This is a genomic window from Pseudoalteromonas sp. 4NS20-0020 (genome assembly GCF_057554385.1).
In genome coordinates this window covers 19,217-37,797 of record NZ_BAAJMI010000007.1, presented here as the reverse complement: position 1 = coordinate 37,797, position 18,581 = coordinate 19,217, and the positions used below count along the sequence as shown (strand labels likewise).

The window sequence follows — 18,581 nt, the reverse complement described above, 5'->3', positions numbered from 1 at the left end:
TGCAACATTTTGAGTGGGGTAACCATTCGTTTGCTGCGGGCGCTTATAATACTTATTTATAAAATGAGTGCAACCGAAATTGTCTCTTTTTTTAAGTTTTTATGCCTAGTTGACCAATTTTAGACCGCTTATGACAAAAAGCAGTCTAATCAAGCTGATTCAATTAATTAGACAGGCGATCTGTGGCTAATTTTGCAGCCGTTGTACTTGGGTACTGCGTAACAAGTTCGTTAAGTATTTTTAACGATTCGTCTGTCAGTCCTTGCTCTTTTAAAAGCGTGCCTAATTTTAACATGGCGTCTGGGCGTTTATTTGAATTTGGATATTCGTTTACAACCACTCTAAAGTGATCAACCGCTTTAACCCCATCGTTTTTAATTGTTAATAATTGACCTAACCAATAGTGTGCGTTTGACGCATACACAGATTCTGGATATGTTTTTAAGAACGTTTGAAACTCTGGAATAGCCTGGTCGTAGCGTTTATCTTTCATTATAAGTGCAACAGCACGCTCGTAAGCCTCATTCTCAGATAAATCACTGCTATATGCTTGTGAGTCATTAGGTTGTGCATAGTCGGTTGCAGGGACTGCTGCAGGCTGTGAATACGCTTGACTAACACGGTTTTCAATCTCTTGATAAAGCTCACGCTGACGCTGAAGTACTTTTTCTAGTTTATAGCTTTGCTCTTCCGTCACTCCGCGAATTTGACTTACTTCATCTTGAAGTAAATTAAGTTGCTGTTGTAACTCGGCTTGCAAGAAATTACGCGATTGCATCATACTTTCTAACGACGCTAAGCGCTTCTCAATACTTGACTGTGAACTCGCAGCTTCTGAAACAGGAGCGGGAGCAGCCCATAACTGGGTGCTCCCGCTCAATATCATTGCTGCCAAAATAATTTTCGGCTTCATAATATCTCTTATCTTAGTAAACTAATACCGCACGGCGGTTTTTAGCGAAAGCTGATTCAGTGCGAGACTTAACCATTGGTTTTTCTTCACCGTAGCTCACTACTGACATTTGGCTAGCTGATACACCTAAGCTTAGCAGGTATTTTTCAACTGACTGACCACGGTTTTCACCTAGTGCAATATTGTACTCTGGCGTGCCACGCTCATCTGCATGGCCTTCAATTAATACTTTAACCGATGGGTTTTTTACTAAAAAGTCAGCATGTGCGCGAAGTAAATCAGCATATTTGCTTTCAATTGTCGCTTTATCAAAATCAAAGTAGATTACTTGCTCTTGACGAAGTGCTTCGTATTTTTGACGAAGTTGTTCTTCAGCACGTTCTTCAGGCGAAATTGTTGCTACTTCAACTGTATCGTTGCTAGTTGTTTGCTCAACAGCAGGTTGATTAGATTGGTTTGCAGCACCTTCGTCGATATCTAAAGACGAGCTACAAGCTGCTAATGTCATTACTGGCACAGCAATTAGCAGGCCTTTAAGTATTTTATTAAGTTGCATTGAGTAGATTCCTATTTTGAGTAAACCAGTAACATTACTGTAAATATGGCGACCAAGCTGGCGCCTTTACTTGTCCGTCTAGCACAGGTAATCGTGCTTTAAAGCGGCCGTCCATCGATACTAACGCCAGTACCTGTTTGTTATTATGGAGCGTGCTGTATATTATCATCGAGCCATTTGGCGCTATACTCGGTGATTCATCTAAGCGAGTTCGCGTTAATACTTGAAACGCGCCAGAAGCTAGCTCTTTTTTAGCAAGATGGTACTTACCGTTCGTACGATTAACCATCACTAATTCTTTACTGTCAGGCGTAACTGACCCTGCAAGATTCATATCGCCATCAAACGTTAGGCGCTTTGATCTGCCAGTTTTTAAATTTAACTTATAAATCTGAGCATTACCACCCCTTTCCGAGGTAAACACTATATCTTGACCATTTGGGTACCAAGATGGTTCAGTATCTATGCTACGGTGGTTTGTTAGGCGTGTTTCTTTACGCGTTGCAAGGTTTAGTAAATAAATTTCTGTTGCACCTGTTTTATCTTTTGAAAGGACCAATAGAAGCTCTTTACCATCAGGTGAAAACTGCGGCGCACCATTAATCCCACGATAGCTGGCTACCACTTCTCGCTTACCTGTATATAAGTCTTGGATATATATTTGGCTTTGACGATTTTCAAACGTTACATAAGCAAGCTTGGTACCATCTGGTGACCACGCGGGCGACATTAACGGCTCTTTAGAACGCAAAAGTACTTGTTCGTTGAATCCATCGTAATCGGCAACAACGAGTTGATACGGCTTATCGTCTTCGTCACGCACAATCACATAGGCAATTTTAGTTAAAAATGCACCTTTTTCACCTGTTAGTTTTTCATAAATCACATCACTAATGCGGTGTGAATAGCGGCGAAACCCACTTTCTGAAATAACGCTTTCTCTGGCTTCTAAAATGTGGTCTTGGCTTTTTACTAATTGCCCATTAGACATCATTTGGGTGTTACCACCTGTGATTTGACCACGAATTACATCCACTAATTCATAGCGGACTAAGTATCGGCCATCGGTTTGCTGTTCAACTTGGCCAACTAAAACGGCCTCAACACCTTGATTAACCCATGAGGCATAATCAATTGCTTGGTCCTCGCTTGGTTGTTGTGGCATTTGCGCAACATCAACCGGCTTAAACTTACCACTTCGGACTAAATCAGCTGCAATTACATCACTTAGTTTTTGTGGGATCGGACCTATTCCGGTGTATTTAAATGGCACAATAGCAATAGGCCTTGCGCCGTCAACACCTTCGGTAATTACAATTTCAAGTGCAGCATTTGCAATGCCTTGAAACCCTAGTAGCAATACTACACAGGCTACTCTTAGTTTATTGAACATATCATTCCTTTAAAATTCTGGCTTGATTGTTAAGTTAATATTTTTTAGCTGGTCAAACACGTCTCTGTCTTTAGACACAGGTAATGTATCGGCCATACGAACCGCTCTGAGCGCGGCTTCACACACTAACTTATCACCACCTAAAGACTTAACTTGCGTAACTAAACCATTAAAGCCAAGACGAATATTCACTCGACATTGTTGGTTTTTCATTTTTTCATCAATTAACAAGTTTTGTTGGATTCGCGCCATAATCAAAGCACGGTATTTGTCAACTTCACTCGCAACTTGTTGCTGGCGTATTTTACTACGTGCAGCCTGCTCTTTAGCAAGTTGTTCTTGTAATATTTGTTCTTGTAATGCTTGTTGACGCTTACGTTCAGCTTCGGCTGCACGCTCTTTAGCTTCTTGCTCACGCTTAATACGTTCAGCTTCTGCTTTTTTTAGCGCTTCTTCTTCAAGCTTACGCTTATCTGCAGCCGCTTTTGCTGCCTTTTCGGCCTCTTGTTTTTGCTTTTCTGCTTGCTTAGCTTTGGCACGCTCTTTTTGCTCTATCTCACGCGCCCTTTTTGCTTGAGCTTCAGCTTGTGCTTTTTCTTTCTCTTTAGCTTTGCGTTCACGCTCAAGCTTTTTGATGTTTCGAGCCTCAGATTCACGTTGTTTGCGAGCATCAGCAGCCCTGCGTTCTAAATCACGTATCCGCTTATCTTCAGCACGCTTTTTATCTTTTTCTTTTTTTTGTAGCTCAGCAATTTTTTGCTCAACCATTTTTTGGTCAACCGTTACCGCAGAAACCGCTTTGTCGGGTTCAGGTATAGCTGTGTTTAACGTCACTTCCATTACTTTAGGGGTTGGTGCATGAATGTTAGCTGACGCGTACAACAATCCGCCCAAACCTAAATGCAATACCACCGATTTTACTAATGCACTACTCATCCAGTTAATTCCCCTCAAAGGATTCGGTCATCAATCCCACTGACGGCACACCTGCGTTTTTCAAAAAATCCATTAGCAATAACACTTCTTGATAAGAAACTTTACCAGAACCTTTAATCATTACAGGTACATCTGGATTTTTCATTAACTGCAATTTGATCACGGCGGCTACATCGAGTGCTTCCATTGGTTCCTCTGGATCAGTACCTACACTGACGTAATATTTACCCTCAGCATCAATAGAAGCAATGATTGGTGGTGTATCTTTTGTATCAACTAAATCAGATTCTTCCATTTTTGGTAAATCTACTTTTACACCGTGAGTTATTAGTGGCGCAGTCGCCATGAAAATTATCAGCAGCACCAACATTACATCGATATAAGGTACTACATTAATTTCTGCTACTGGGCGGCGCTTTTTACGATGATACATTCGCTTGTGCCTCTATTTGTGTAGCTGCTTGACGGTGTAAAATATTAGCAAACTCTTCCATAAAGTTGATGTAGTGAGATTCAAGCTTTTCAACACTGTTTGAAAAACGGTTATAAGCAATTACAGCCGGAATTGCAGCAAATAAGCCCATTGCCGTAGCAATTAGAGCCTCTGCTATGCCCGGAGCAACCATTTGTAATGTGGCTTGTTTTACTTCACCCAATGCAATAAAGGCATTCATAATACCCCACACAGTGCCAAATAAACCGATGTAAGGACTTATAGAACCAACCGTTGCTAAGAACGATAGACTTTTTTCAATTTTTTCGATTTCACGTGACAGTGCTACACGCATTGAACGATGCGTACCTTCCATGACTATGCTTGCGCCTTGAAATGTATTTTTTTTATGTCGCGCAAATTCTTTAAAGCCTGCCGTAAATAACGCTTCAATACCATGAGACTGAGCACTACGAGATGAAATTTCGTTATAAAGCTTACTTAAATCAATGCCTGACCAAAACTTTTGCTCAAACTTTTTAGCATTCGAAAGCGCATCAGAGATTGCTTTTTTACGTTGAAAAATAATAGCCCACGACATAACCGACATGGCAACTAGCCCTAACATTACTAATTGTACAAGCAAACTGGCTTCTAAAATTAGATCCAAAAAATTAAGCCCTGATCCCACATTAAACTCCTAAATAGTATCAAAATACGTCAATTGTAATGATTTGTGCAATTATGACCGCAACTAAGGTCATTTAGTTGCAACTAGTGTATCGAGTCCATTTCAAACTAACAACGATATTGCTATGAATAGCCAACAAAAAACGTTAAAAATCGGCTATGTTGTTTATTTTTTACGCCTGGTTATATAAATTTTTATTCAAACAAAATAAAAACTCAGGTTCAGCTGCGTAATTATATAAATAAACATCATAAAACACGCCATTTATTCAAAATTAATGCATAAACACGCAAAACCACGTTAACGTTACCTACCAGAATACTAAAACTAATACCGAACAATTATACAAAAATATACTTAAGTACTATTTTTCATTAACTTATAAAATATATGGTTATTTAACGAACAATTTACAAACTACAACAAAACTAAATACATTAGTTTTTTTTATCTGAAAAAACAAATTTTCTAGTTTGAACAATTTTTAGATATTCCGTATTATTCTTCCATACCGAGCTAGCGCATTAAATGAAACTGTTTCATTATGTCCTGTTCTTAGTAATATGATTTTAAGTCGTATTACATTGTTTTACTCTATTTGGATAAAACCTGACAGTGTAAAACATGGTTCCCCCAGATTACTTCCTTTAACTTGTTGTTAGCCCGCATTATTTGCGGGCTTTTTTTTACCTAAAATTTGGCCTAGACCAAAATATACAGATTCATTTAATATTGTTTATTGAGCCAGAAATTTTGCACTAAACCTAAACAGTCATAGTCAGCACTGACTATGTTGAATTTTATGAAAGGCACAATAGCCACACACGCCTTAACGCCCTGTGAATTGTTGGTTAACCAGAGTTCAGGCTAGTTAATGGTAAGGCAAATGACTTTTAGTAGATAAAATACGTTATAAACGGACGTGCCCTTGCTAACGGTTATTTTTAGCAAGGGTTTAGGAAAGGTGTTTAAAATTAGTCTTTTTTAGGTAACAAGCCAAAATGATGGTACGCATTGTCAGACACAATACGGCCGCGCGGCGTTCGCTGAATAAACCCTTGTTGAATTAAAAACGGCTCAATAACATCTTCTATTGTTTCGCGCTCTTCACCAATGGCAGCGGCTAAATTATCGAGCCCTACGGGACCACCCATGAACTTTTCAATGATGGCGAGTAAATATTTACGATCCATATAATCAAAACCGCTTTTATCTACATCAATCATGTCGAGTGCTTGCTGCGCAACCTCTGCATTTACAGTGCCGTCAGATTTAACCTGAGTATAATCTCGCACACGGCGCAATAAACGATTAGCAATACGCGGCGTACCCCGTGACCGTTTAGCTATTTCACTAGCCCCATCGTCGCACATTTCTAGCTCCAGATAATGAGCTGACCGGCCCACTATATGCGATAAATCCTCTACTGAATAAAACTCCAAACGCTGCACTATGCCAAAACGGTCACGTAGTGGCGATGTGAGTGAGCCTGCACGCGTTGTAGCGCCTATTAACGTAAATGGCGGCAAATCCAGTTTGATAGAACGTGCAGCAGGGCCTTCACCTATCATTATGTCAAGCTGATAGTCTTCCATTGCAGGGTAAAGTATTTCTTCAACCTGTGGGCTTAACCTGTGGATCTCGTCGATAAACAGTACATCACCTTCTTCAAGGTTTGTAAGAAGTGCCGCTAAATCGCCTGCTTTTTCAAGTACAGGTCCTGAGGTGGTTTTAATATTTACGTTTAATTCGTTTGCTACAATATTCGCCAATGTGGTTTTTCCTAAACCTGGCGGACCAAATATTAATAAATGATCAAGCGCTTCATTGCGGCTGCGTGCAGCTTCAATAAATATTTCCATTTGCTGCTTAACATGCGGTTGACCTCGGTAATCAGCCAACAGTTTTGGCCTAATTGCTCGGTCAATCGAGTCTTCATTTGTTTTTTCAGTCGCGTCAATTAAGCGATCCGCTTCAATCATGGGTTACTCACAACATCGATTTTAAAGATTCTTTTATAAGAACCTCAGTAGACATATCCGGTTTACTCACCGATTTTACTGCTTTTTGTGCCTGTGGCAATTTATACCCTAATGCAACAAGTGCAGAAACGGCATCATCCGCTGCATTATTAGCCACTAATGCATCGCTGTGAGGCTCTATCACTGCGCTATCGCTAAATGGTGTAAATAAATCATTACCCCAATCTTTTAGACGGTCTTTCATCTCAAGCACTAAACGTTCAGCTGTTTTTTTACCCACACCCGGTAATTTAACCAGCGATGTAGCATCTTCATTATTTACACAGCTAACAAACTGTTGCGCCGACATTCCCGATAAAATAGCGAGCCCGAGTTTTGGCCCTACCCCATTAGCTTTTAAAAGCTCTCTAAATAATGCGCGCTCTGTTTTATTATTAAAACCAAACAGTAACTGCGCATCTTCACGCACTACAAAATGAGTATAAACAATCGTGTTTTCACCCACTTTTGGTAAGTCGTAAAAACAGGTCATTGGCATTTGTACTTCATAACCCACGCCGCTTACTTCAAGTAAAATTTCGGGGGGTTGTTTTTCAACTAAAATACCATTTAAGCGGCCTATCATTGTTATTTCCTTAAGCGTCCTCTAACGGTTTTGCTTGCGCTGCCCGCTAGTTTAATTAAATTTTGTTCTGAATGAGCATGGCAAATTGCTATTGCTAATGCATCTGCTGCATCGGCTTGAGGCGTACCTGGTAATTTTAGAATATTTTTTACCATATGCTGTACTTGGCTTTTGTCTGCACCACCGTTGCCTACTACAGCTTGTTTAATTTGCCTTGCCGAATACTCAAACACTGGCAAATCAGCCATTGCAGCACCCACAATGGCAGCACCACGCGCTTGGCCAAGTTTTAATGCAGAATCGGGATTATGAGCCATAAATACTTTTTCTATAGCAAACGTTTCAGGTGAAAACTGCTCAACAAGTTGAGTGATACCCTGGTAAATCATTTTAAGGCGTACCGGAAAAGGATGATCGGCTAATTTTATACAACCACTGCCTAAATAAGTAAATTTAGCACCTTGGTGAGCAACTACACCGTAACCAGTCAAACGCGATCCTGGGTCGATCCCTAAAATAATGGCCAAATCACATTCTCGTTGTTTTTATTGTAAATTAGGCTAATAATGCCAGAGCACTGTATAAAATACCAGTACCAAGCAAAAACAAAAATGCTCGCTTAAATAGCGAGCATTTTAAACGCAATAATAGTTAGTTTACCCCAAAGCGCGAACTAACCCTTGGGTGTTTTGTTTAAGGGTACGGGCAATCATTAAATAACCCAACCCGGCTACAAATAAACCACCAGCAAGCGGGCCTATAATCCATATATGTGGATGAAGCTTGCCCGTAAGTTCAAACATTTGTTGCTGCACAATTAAAAGCGCTAAGTCGCTAAAAAATGCAGCAACTAAACCGGCTAACCCACCCAATAATAAAAACTCGTACAAGGTCGCATTTTTAATTAAACGGCTTTTAGCACCTAATGTTCTAAGAATTACAATTTCTTGCATGCGTTCACCTAAGCTCGCTTGCACTTGCGAAATGAGTACTAATGCACCGCACAAAACAACAATGGCAAGTACAAAACCAATGGCAAGTGAGACTTGCGATATTGTGGTTTGTATTTGCTTTACAAAGTTGTCTACATCGATTGCAGTAATGGTTGGATAGGTGCGCAACAGTTGGCTAAAGTCGCGCTTTTGCTCAGGTTCTATCCTAACCGACGAAATATAAGTCGCCGGAAAGTCTTTAAGTACATCCGGGCTGAGTATGATAAAGAAGTTGGGTTTAAGCGTTGCCCAGTTAACTGTACGAACGCTGGTAATTTTAGCATCGAACGACTGCGCGCCAATTAAAAAGGTAAGTGTGTCGCCAATTTCAACATCAAGGCGCTCTAACATCGACTCTTCAACTGATGCCTCGGCCACTACGTTTTCACCAAACCATTCACCTTGAATTATCTCGTTTTGAGCCGGTACATCTTTAAGCCACGTTAAGTTTAGCTCACGGCCAATACCCGAACGCGCTTCTTCATCTTTTTTCTCATTGTCTTGAAGAGATACTTCACGTGCAACCAACTCACCATTTACCGCGTTAACACGCCCTCGAATCGTTGGGTAGAAGTCAGACACTAAAATGTCTTTCTCAGCAAGGTAGTTATTGATTGGTTCAAGGTCGTTTTGCGTAATATTAACTAAAAATGCATTGGGCGCATCGCTTGGTAATTGCGACTGCCAATCAGCAATCATGTCATTTTTAAGCACAACTAAAAACAGAAGCAGTTTAATGGCGAGCGAAAAACTAATAAGTTGAACTGCATTTACATTGGCACGCTTTTGAATCGACGCAATAGCCAATGACCAACTATTACCTGGTTTTAAACCCAGTTTCCGGCCACCGCCAAATATAAGTTTAGATATTAAAAACAACACGCCAATTAAAGTTAGTGTGGTTATAAATAATATTAGCGTTATTTTTATATTGTTACTAAATAACCACATTAACAAAAACACGGTCAATGCACTCATACCCAAGTGCACGCGGCTCACCGCTAGTTTGTCACCTAAATTACGACGCAGTACCCTAAGCGGCGGAATATCGAACAAATCAAATAACGGTTTAATAGAAAACATAACGGCGCAAATTACACCCGTACTAATTGCTACAAGCCAAGGCTTAAATCCACCCATGGGCAATTCGCTTCCCATACTTTTTGAAAGGTATCCGGTGGCTATTTCTTGCAAGCCATAACCAATCAATAAACCTATACTCACAGCCATTGCACATACAAGCAATAAGTGAAGCATGTAAATTTTGCGGATCATTGAACGACTGCCGCCCAGTGTTTTCATCATCGCAACAGGGTCATATTGGCGCTCGCAGTATCGTTTGGCTGATACAGCAATCGCTACTGCAGCCAAAATAATACCTAGTAAACCCGCTAACAATAAAAAACTCTCTGCTCGGTTTAAACTGTTTGAAATTGGTGATTGACGATCTTTAACACCGTACCATTGTTGGTTTTCTTTCATTTGTGGCTTTAACCAGTCATAAAAGCTGTTTATGTCGTCTTCACTACCGGCATAGAGCTGACGATAAAAAACACGGCTCCCAGGCTGAACAACCTCTGTTTTTGGCACATCTGCAATATTTATTAATACACGACGGCTACTTGAAAATACATTAAATGGCGCATCAGGCTCCTCAACAATCACTTTTTCAACATTAAATAACGCAGCACCTAGCTCAACTTGTGAGCCAATGTCAATGTTTAGCGAGTAAAAAACAGACTCACTGAGCCATACATTACCTGGGTTCGGGCCGCCGTTTGCAATAACCGTTTCACCCAGCAATGTATTTTTTACTTTTAGCTGCCCTTTTAACGGGTATGCGTCTGACGCTGCTTTCACCGAGCTAAATTGCATTTCATCATTAGCAAATAACATGGTGTCGAAGTACACCATTTGCGCAGTTTGTAAGTTTTGACTTTTAGCTTGCTCAATAAAAGCGATGTCAATGGCATGGCTGCTTGCCAATACTCGGTCGGCAGCAATAAACGCACTGCTTTTTTGTGCAATGCTTTGTGCTATTCGATCTGTCACCATAGACAAGGTAAGTACAGTTAATACCGCTAAAGCAATAGCTGCACTAATTACCGTTAGCTCACCTCTTCGAAATTCTCGCGCAAATAATTTAAGCGCTAATTTAGCCCACATTTGCAACGTCCTCTGCTTCACTTTTTACAAGTAAGCCCGCTTCTATCTGAATAATATGCTCACATTTTTGAGCGAGTCCTTCATCGTGCGTCACCAAAATTAGCGTTGTACCATGTTGAGAATTTAAGTCGAACAGCAGCGACTCAATCATTTTGCCGTTCTTACTGTCTAAGTTAGCTGAAGGCTCATCGGCAAATAAAATTTTGGGTGTGCCAATAAAAGCGCGGGCAATAGCAACACGCTGCTGCTCACCACCCGAGAGCTGAGATGGGTAATGATCTGTTCGGTGGCTTAGGCCTACTTTTTCAAGCAAAGCAAGTGCCTGCTCCTTAGCATCACTTTTTCCCGCTAACTCTGCAGGCAACATTACGTTCTCAAGAGCGGTTAAGCTTTGCACCAACATGAAAGACTGAAATACAAAACCAATTTTAGCGGCACGAAGTGCTGCACGCGCTTCTTCGTCTAAATCATGAAGCGGCTCACCGTCTAAAAATATTTCGCCATTACTCGCTGTATCCAAGCCTGCTAATAAACTCAACAAAGTAGACTTACCTGATCCCGACGTGCCAACAATAGCAACAGACTCACCGTGCTTGACATTAAAGCTGATGTCGCTGAGGATGGGCAACTCACCTTCAAAGGTAGTTACTATTTTAGACAAACCATTAACTTGAATTATATTTAATTGAGAAAGCGCTGACATATGACTCATTCAATCCTTCGTTTAGTATTCATTTTATTTTTAGTTATCAAACCGCTGAGTGCAGCAGCCGACAACACGATTTTGATACTTGGTGACAGTTTAAGCGCAGCCTATGGCCTACAACAAGAGCAAGGCTGGGTAAAATTGTTACAAGATAAGTACAATGACGAGCAAGCCGACATTGCACTTGTAAACGCCAGCATTAGTGGCGAAACGTCTGGCGGTGCACTGCGCCGTTTAGATGCATTACTTACCCAATACCAGCCAACACATGTGCTTATAGAGCTTGGTGCAAATGACGGTCTTCGCGGATTTCCGGTAAAAAAAATGCAAGCTAATTTGACCTCGCTGATACAAAAAAGCCAAGCAGCTAATGCTATGACCGCGCTGATGGAAATTTACATTCCACCTAACTACGGCCCTCGCTACAGCAAAATGTTTACTGATAGCTTTAGCCAAATTAGCGAAGAAACTAATACGCACTTATTAAACTTTTTTATGCTCAATATCGCTGATAAACCAGAGCTAATGCAAAACGATGGGTTACACCCTAACAAAAAAGCACAGCCGTTGATACGTGATGAGATGTACGACTCGATCAAAACTTGGTTGAATAAAGACTAAAAAAATAACCTAGCTTAAGTGGGCTTTTTAGCTCACTTGCCTAATAAACACCCAAACAAACAATCGCTTATTGATTTTTAAAAAAATACACGTACTATTGCACTCAACGTCGGTATGTAGCGCAGCCTGGTAGCGCACTGTCATGGGGTGGCAGGGGTCGAGAGTTCGAATCTCTCCATACCGACCAATTCATAACTTCCTCTTTTAGTTTATAAAATAGTCACCAACAGGTATTCACCTGAAAATTAAACACACACTCTACTTTTTAAAAAATATATTTAGTTAAAAGGCATTCTAAACAACAGTTTAATAACGGCCTATTACGTCTAAAACCCAGACTTTATGCTTTCCTCGCCTGCTTGATAGGTCAAAGTATTTTAAAAGCCACCTTAAAAATCGATATTTTGCTAGACGCAAATTGCCAACTTAATGAACCTGCAAAATAATAAACCTCTTCTTGATTTAAAAAGCGCATTGAAGGCACTAAATCTTACTTTAAATAAGTTGCTATTCGCTTTTAACTAATTTGAATGACAATGAACGCTTTCAATTTTAAAAATGTAACAAGCACAGCTAATGCTAGACATTTACTTTACCTAAAATCCACACAAAGCCTTTAACTATAGTAAAGAAAACAAATAACGCTGCACACTTATTGAGCATTTTATTTAATTAACATATGATAGGGTTTTATTTTTACGGTGTTGAACATGGACTTTTCAGCTGAAGAATTAAACTTTATCTCTGACTTATTTAAGCCAGAAGATCAGGAAGTAAAACCAAATCATAAGCTTACTTTACAAAGTAGTGTACCCGCAGGCATTGCGCACCTATTAAGTAATGCAAGCTTAACGCTATTAGCAAAAGTTGCGCACTATCAATTGTGGTTTCCGCTTGATTTAAAAATAGATCCCTCTGGGGTTATTAACCCAACACTCAGTGCGCCTGAAGTTATTGATACTAAAGGCACACAGCGCAGTTGGCGTTGGAGCCAGCTCAATATAAAAAGTGAAGGTTTTTATATTGAGTCTATATCTAGCACAGGGATATTTTTAAAACCTCTAAAAGATAACAGCCGACTGGGTAATATGAAAAACGTGCAGTTTACATTACCAAACGAAGAGTGTATTTCAATTGATATAGAGCCTATTAGGCAAAATAAATCAGGAATGGCAGCAAAAATTACACGTATAATTACCGGAAAAGAGCAGTTAAGAACCTACCTATTTGAAGAGCATAAACGCCAATATTCGGCATTATATGAAAATGGTCAATTAGTAAACGAAATACGTTAATGTGCGAGTTATGCAGTAAAGCCTTCATTTATTTAGCCTAAATCGGTTTTTTACCTTTTATATTTCTTAGCCTTGCTTGATGTTTTAACTCATTTTAAATTTTGCAAAAAAAAAAGCGCTAAATAGCGCTTATTGATTTATATGTAACTAGTGTTTGGGCTTTACACCGTTACGAACCATATCTTGCCCATTAGTATATACATCTTCGGTGATACCGCGGGCCAATAATAGCTGCTGTTTATCATCAAATACGGCAATAAAACGGGTGCCGTCTGAGTTTTTAGTGGCCATACCAACGCCAGATACTCCTTTTAACCCATAACCGCCGCTTTCAACTTCCAGTAAAAAAGCCTCTAAATCAGCTAAGTTATCGATTACATCACTTTCATTATTCATTTTAAAACTCTTTTAATTTCTCTGCTTTATGCAAAGTGGTTATACATAATGCTGGTTATTTTATCGAGCTGATACTTAAAATCCAAATATTTACGCCTTAAACTTAAAACGACTCGACCACCAGCGATAAATTACTCACAGCACAACCAAATGGTTTGGTGTTTATTCGGTCATAGCGTGTATCAGCATTTGTATTCAGGCTAATTAAAAATTCATCTTGCTGAGCAACCGCACTTTGCTCTTGAGCGAGGCACATGGCTTGGGTAAGAGACCGTAATTTTGCATCCGTCAATATGCTCCCAAAACGCTGAACTGGTAAAGGCGGTATTTTAATTGCTGGCAGTGCTTGGCTAATACTGCGCTGGCTTAGGGTAAAATCGTTATTTTTTATATCAATCACACTGCCAGAGGGCCAATAAGAATAGCGGTATTTTTGAGGTTTTGAATTTGTCTTTTGCTCAGGGGGATGCATAGCAATGTTTGTTGCCTCGGGAGTTAAATGGACCACACCATTTTCACCTACGACCGTCATTAAATTACCTTCTGGCGATTTTATGACAACCAAGGCGGTATTCTCGTCTACACCAAAACCATACTGTGATGTAGCTTTACCGTTGCTTAAAGTGTCAATCATCATGGCCAATTTAAAAGTTTGGTTTTGCTCACTAAAGTGCGTACTTAACACACCATAATTAAACGTTGCTAAGCCCTTTTTAGTGGTCAGGGTTTCCCCTTTTAGTACATTTGTACTTGTTACGTTTTTATTTGTAATTAAGCTATTACCTTGTATGGCGCTCCCCTCACCTATTCCCACAATAACCGGGCTTGTTATAAGTGAATTTGTCCATGGGTAAGGCTCGTTTTCATCATTAAATAAAACGCTATGCAATAACGCAGTATCGCCACTATGAAACATAACGCCGGTACTGTTTTTTATTAATGTGGTTAATGCAACTACTCCACTTTTACACAAGCCGTATTCGGTTTGAGTTTGCGAAGGATAAATTGACTCTCGGTTATACACTTGCATAGCGCTGTTTCTTAGTGAAGGCAGTTGATCGCACCGACCCGTGGTTATTGCCTTTGCAAGTGCAGGCGTTAATGCAAGCCACTTGGTACTTATTTGTGATTCTGCTAAAAGAGATGTTGCCGCTTCAGCATACGCGTATGGATCACGACGCGCAGCAGTAATAACAAGCATGGTCGGTTTAGCGCTATTTACTTTTAGGCTACCGGTAATAAATTGTAAAATATCATTATTTTTATAGCGTGAAGTATTAATTGCTTTGCTATTTATTTTTTTATCATTCTTACTTTCTGACACTTCGAGCATATCAAGCACATAATTGTATTCGTGCACCGATAAGCTTTCTAATTGCAAATTATCTACGTCACGCCACTGCCACAGTAAATTTTGCTTTGACACATGCTTAGGTTCATTCTTTTGTAATTGCTTTAGCACATCTAGTGTCGCTTTTTTATTAGAAAGGCTACTGGTTGGCCAATTTTTTGCTATGAGCTTTATCTTATTAATAGTAGGTGAGTATAATTTTTGGGTTATATTTTCAACCTTCTCACTCCTAGTACACGAACTCTCAGCGCACATGCGTGGCTCTGATCCTAATAAAACTAATGTTTGGCTTTGTTGTTGCGCGGCTAAATCAACCGAAAATACAGTACTTACTAGTGTAAAAATCGCTGTTAATAGCATGTATTTATTAAATAAAATTTGATTGCTCATAGTAATAGTCTTAAAAGTGGCAAAATGCGCTGCAAGCTTATCAGTTTAGTGGCTTGGGCTAAATACCTCGCTTACATAACTAACGGTGTATTTAATTCAATTTTATTTATTACAGTTTTGGATTAGTTTTTTAAGAAGTAACTCAATTATGTCTATATGTCGCATTAAGTTGCAGGCTATTTTAGTCAGCGTTAAGCTAGCGCTTTATTTCATTAAATATTGATATACCAAGGCTTTATAATGACTGACAGCACATACCCAATTGGCACACCCGGTACTAAATGGAACGACGACGATAAAGCTCAATGGCTTGCGAGCCAAGTTATAAAGCGTAGCTACCAAGATGAAGTGTTAACGTTAATTAACGAGCTTAAAGGCAAATTAACGGTTGAGCAATATGGTGAGCTTAATTACAACGATGGCTGTTATCCATTATATGCCCTGCAAACACCTAATTTTGATGATACCAAACCAACGGTTTTAATTACCGGTGGCGTGCATGGGTACGAAACCAGTGGTGTACATGGCGCGCTTAGATTTGCAAAAACCTCTGCTTTAAAACATTCAAAACACTTTAATATAATTATTACTCCCTGTATTAGCCCTTGGGGGTATGAAACAATTAACCGCTGGAACCCAAGCGCAATAGATCCTAACCGCTCCTTTTACGAAAATAGCCCAGCACACGAGTCGGCTGCGGTAATGGCCTATGTAAAATCATTAAATATTGATCTACTAGCACACATTGATTTACACGAGACAACAGACTCCGATAACAGTGAATTCAGGCCAGCACTTGCAGCACGTGAAGGCACAACCAATACAAATTGGAATATTCCTGATGGGTTTTACTTAGTTGCTGACAGTAAAAAACCAGAGCCAGAATTTCAAAAAGTGATTATTGAGGGCGTTGCAAAGGTTACGCATATTGCACCAAGCGATGAAAACAATGCATTAATTGGCGTACCACAGGAACAATTTGGCGTTATAAATTACGCAGCACGCCAATTAGGTTTATGTATGGGCTTTACTGATGCTCCTTTTGTAACAACAACAGAGGTTTACCCAGATAGCCCTTCAGCCAACAGTGAACAATGTATACTAGCGCAAGTTGCTGTTATTGACAGTGCTTTAAACTATTTACGAAATGAAGGCTAAATTACTAGTTGCTACGTTTATCATAAGTGTGTTTTATTAAACGTAGTAACAAGTCTGTCATATAAAATAGAGAGAAAGCCTTGCAAGTAGATAAAAATGAGCATTATGACTTTTCATTAAAAAATGACTATGGCAACGTTAATTTTTATGTAGATAACAACATAATCGTTGCTGAATTTTCAGGTAGCATCGATACCGATATTCTAAGTGTGTATGGTGAAAAGCTCATTAATACTACTGCACAATTTAATGGCGACCCTTGGGGCTATATTAGCGACTCACGAAAGGTATTGGCAGCGACGCCTGAAGCCGAGTTATTGCTCACTAAAATTGGCAAAAAAATGCAAGCTGCAAATTGCTTCATCAGCGCGTATGTAATGACATCGGCCATCGCAATCAGCCAAATGTCGCGGGTTTTAAATAGCGTTGGCAGAGACGGCACTAAATGTATATTTAGCGAGGTTGAAAGTGCCAAGCAATACGTTATTAAGCACCTTAAAAACAGCCAAGCGGATTAATTATTTAATCAACTTGGCGTTTAACTACTTAGTTTTTATAAAACTGACTGTCCTTGGTGATGGTAATACTCGCATCTTCCTGCGCGGTAACTACAAATCTTAATTTACTTACTTTTTGTTTAATATCGTAACCATCAGCGGTAACCGTAACCGGTATTTTTTTCATTAAACCAGGTTGTACGAGTGTTGCCTTTGGACTTTTAAGCGTTGCCCCAGGTAACCCCTCAATAGCGATTGTGTAGTGCATTGATTGCTGTGTTTTGTTAATAATGGTTAGTGTGTATGGGTTTTCAACTAGGCCCTCATAATTTACTCTGTAGAGTGCGTTTCTATCACGAAGCACTGAGGCCTCTATGGGTGTACGCTGCATCATCCATGCAAACATCGATAGGATAAGTAAGGCAGTTAACGCACCATAGCCAACAAGCTTTAATCTAAATGGGTTGGTTTTTTTACCTTCCATCTGTTTTTCACTCGCGTATTTAATTAAGCCTTTGTCGTAGCCAAACTTATTCATTGTGTCATCGCAGGCATCAATACATAAACCACAGTTTATGCACTCATATTGCAAGCCATTTCTTATATCAATACCCGCAGGGCATACCTCCACACATAAATTACAGTCTACACAATCGCCTAAGTTTAATGACTTTGGATCAGCTTTACGCTTACGTGGGCCACGGTTTTCTCCTCGTTCAGCATCATAAGTAACAACTAAGGTATCTTTATCAAACATCACTGACTGAAAACGAGAATACGGGCATGCAATGGTGCACATTTTTTCTCTTAAAAAACCAGCATTACCGTACGTACACCCAGCAAAAAAAAGCACCCAAAATGTGGTAATGCCAGACCAATCAAACGAAAGCATGTCTAAGTATAAATTTTTAGCCGGAATAAAATACGCCATAAATGAGGTCGCTGTTAAAACCGAAATAACTATCCACGCGCTGTGTTTAGCTATTTTTTTACGCCACGTGCTAAATGTCCATTTTGACTTATCTAATTTAATGCGCTGATTGCGTGTACCTTCTATTCGTTGCTCAACCCATGTAAACATCAACATCCATATTGTTTGCGGGCACGTGTAACCGCACCAAACTCGGCCAAGCCAATTAGTAACAAAAAATAACGCAAAGGCTCCCACCATAAAAAGCATGGCTAAAATCATAAAGTCTTGAGGAAGAAGTGTTAATCCAAAAATAGTAAAGGTTTGTGTTGCGACATCTAACAGTACGGCCTGCTCACCGTTATATTGAATCCATGGAATGGCAATAAACGTTAACATTAGCAACCAGCCTAAATTACGGCGTATACGTTGAAAAAAGCCTTTTTGCTCGCGAATATAAATTGGCCCTGAGTTATAGGGCTTAATGATCATGTCTTGCTCTTTAATATCAAACTTCATGTTACTTACTTAATTAGAACGGATGTTGTTTAAGTATTTGCAACTTTCAGA

The 18,581-nt window shown here is 39.6% G+C and carries 18 protein-coding genes and 1 tRNA gene; 5 read left to right on the top strand and 14 right to left on the bottom strand.

What is annotated here, in order from left to right; translation table 11 throughout:
* Positions 1 to 163: 163 nt before the first annotated feature.
* The 11 genes from ybgF to AC27JL_RS16700 all read right to left on the bottom strand — a co-directional run bounded on the left by ybgF (position 164) and on the right by AC27JL_RS16700 (position 11,390).
* A complete protein-coding gene (ybgF, locus tag AC27JL_RS16750) occupies positions 164 to 913 on the bottom strand; it encodes a tol-pal system protein YbgF (RefSeq protein WP_008131976.1) in 750 nt (249 codons plus the stop codon).
* Positions 914 to 926: 13 nt separating this feature from the next.
* Entirely contained in the window at positions 927 to 1,469 is a 543-nt protein-coding gene (gene pal, locus AC27JL_RS16745) for a peptidoglycan-associated lipoprotein Pal (protein WP_487196118.1), read from the bottom strand.
* Positions 1,470 to 1,503: 34 nt separating this feature from the next.
* Positions 1,504 to 2,862, bottom strand: coding sequence for a Tol-Pal system beta propeller repeat protein TolB (gene tolB, locus AC27JL_RS16740; RefSeq protein ID WP_010557248.1), 1,359 nt, complete (start codon positions 2,860 to 2,862; stop codon positions 1,504 to 1,506).
* Between the two features lie 9 nt (positions 2,863 to 2,871).
* On the bottom strand, positions 2,872 to 3,798 hold the full coding sequence (tolA, locus tag AC27JL_RS16735) for a cell envelope integrity protein TolA (protein ID WP_487196117.1): 927 nt from the start codon (positions 3,796 to 3,798) through the stop codon (positions 2,872 to 2,874).
* Between the two features lie 4 nt (positions 3,799 to 3,802).
* The gene (gene tolR / locus AC27JL_RS16730) at positions 3,803 to 4,231 is read right to left on the bottom strand and encodes a protein TolR (RefSeq protein ID WP_006794474.1); all 429 of its coding nucleotides are present in this window, start codon (positions 4,229 to 4,231) and stop codon (positions 3,803 to 3,805) included.
* Entirely contained in the window at positions 4,218 to 4,922 is a 705-nt protein-coding gene (gene tolQ, locus AC27JL_RS16725; protein WP_006794475.1) for a protein TolQ, read from the bottom strand. The genes tolR and tolQ overlap by 14 nt, the downstream gene beginning before the upstream one ends.
* Before the next feature lie 974 nt (positions 4,923 to 5,896).
* A complete protein-coding gene (gene ruvB, locus AC27JL_RS16720; protein ID WP_487196116.1) occupies positions 5,897 to 6,904 on the bottom strand; it encodes a Holliday junction branch migration DNA helicase RuvB in 1,008 nt (335 codons plus the stop codon).
* Positions 6,905 to 6,911: 7 nt separating this feature from the next.
* Entirely contained in the window at positions 6,912 to 7,529 is a 618-nt protein-coding gene (gene ruvA / locus AC27JL_RS16715; RefSeq protein WP_006794477.1) for a Holliday junction branch migration protein RuvA, read from the bottom strand.
* Between the two features lie 2 nt (positions 7,530 to 7,531).
* A complete protein-coding gene (ruvC, locus tag AC27JL_RS16710; RefSeq protein ID WP_008131991.1) occupies positions 7,532 to 8,056 on the bottom strand; it encodes a crossover junction endodeoxyribonuclease RuvC in 525 nt (174 codons plus the stop codon).
* A gap of 129 nt (positions 8,057 to 8,185) precedes the next feature.
* Positions 8,186 to 10,687, bottom strand: coding sequence for an ABC transporter permease (locus AC27JL_RS16705; RefSeq protein ID WP_487196115.1), 2,502 nt, complete (start codon positions 10,685 to 10,687; stop codon positions 8,186 to 8,188).
* A complete protein-coding gene (locus AC27JL_RS16700) occupies positions 10,677 to 11,390 on the bottom strand; it encodes an ABC transporter ATP-binding protein (RefSeq protein ID WP_248520297.1) in 714 nt (237 codons plus the stop codon). The genes AC27JL_RS16705 and AC27JL_RS16700 overlap by 11 nt, the downstream gene beginning before the upstream one ends.
* Here AC27JL_RS16700 and AC27JL_RS16695 point away from each other — a divergent pair, their 5' ends adjacent.
* From AC27JL_RS16695 to AC27JL_RS16685, 3 genes are all read left to right on the top strand, one after another.
* Positions 11,391 to 12,014, top strand: a complete 624-nt coding sequence (locus AC27JL_RS16695) for an arylesterase (RefSeq protein ID WP_010557243.1) — start codon at positions 11,391 to 11,393, stop codon at positions 12,012 to 12,014. It abuts the gene before it with no gap.
* 110 nt (positions 12,015 to 12,124) lie between these two features.
* A tRNA-Pro gene (locus AC27JL_RS16690) sits at positions 12,125 to 12,201 on the top strand.
* Positions 12,202 to 12,724: 523 nt separating this feature from the next.
* Entirely contained in the window at positions 12,725 to 13,309 is a 585-nt protein-coding gene (locus tag AC27JL_RS16685) for a hypothetical protein (RefSeq protein WP_039037915.1), read from the top strand.
* 147 nt (positions 13,310 to 13,456) lie between these two features.
* On the opposite strand, the gene AC27JL_RS16680 is transcribed toward AC27JL_RS16685, so the two are convergent.
* Both AC27JL_RS16680 and AC27JL_RS16675 read right to left on the bottom strand, forming a co-directional pair.
* On the bottom strand, positions 13,457 to 13,705 hold the full coding sequence (locus tag AC27JL_RS16680; protein ID WP_006794483.1) for a hypothetical protein: 249 nt from the start codon (positions 13,703 to 13,705) through the stop codon (positions 13,457 to 13,459).
* Between the two features lie 103 nt (positions 13,706 to 13,808).
* Positions 13,809 to 15,446, bottom strand: coding sequence for a type 1 glutamine amidotransferase family protein (locus AC27JL_RS16675; RefSeq protein ID WP_487196114.1), 1,638 nt, complete (start codon positions 15,444 to 15,446; stop codon positions 13,809 to 13,811).
* A 240-nt stretch (positions 15,447 to 15,686) separates the two neighbouring features.
* Here AC27JL_RS16675 and AC27JL_RS16670 point away from each other — a divergent pair, with 240 nt between their 5' ends.
* Together AC27JL_RS16670 and AC27JL_RS16665 are read left to right on the top strand one after the other, a co-directional pair.
* The gene (locus tag AC27JL_RS16670; RefSeq protein ID WP_487196113.1) at positions 15,687 to 16,604 is read left to right on the top strand and encodes a M14 family metallopeptidase; all 918 of its coding nucleotides are present in this window, start codon (positions 15,687 to 15,689) and stop codon (positions 16,602 to 16,604) included.
* A gap of 80 nt (positions 16,605 to 16,684) precedes the next feature.
* Complete coding sequence (locus AC27JL_RS16665) at positions 16,685 to 17,122, top strand: hypothetical protein (protein ID WP_487196112.1); 438 nt, start codon at positions 16,685 to 16,687, stop codon at positions 17,120 to 17,122.
* Between the two features lie 28 nt (positions 17,123 to 17,150).
* Here AC27JL_RS16665 and ccoG read toward each other — a convergent pair whose 3' ends face one another.
* A complete protein-coding gene (gene ccoG, locus AC27JL_RS16660; protein ID WP_487196111.1) occupies positions 17,151 to 18,530 on the bottom strand; it encodes a cytochrome c oxidase accessory protein CcoG in 1,380 nt (459 codons plus the stop codon).
* Positions 18,531 to 18,581 lie beyond the last annotated feature (51 nt).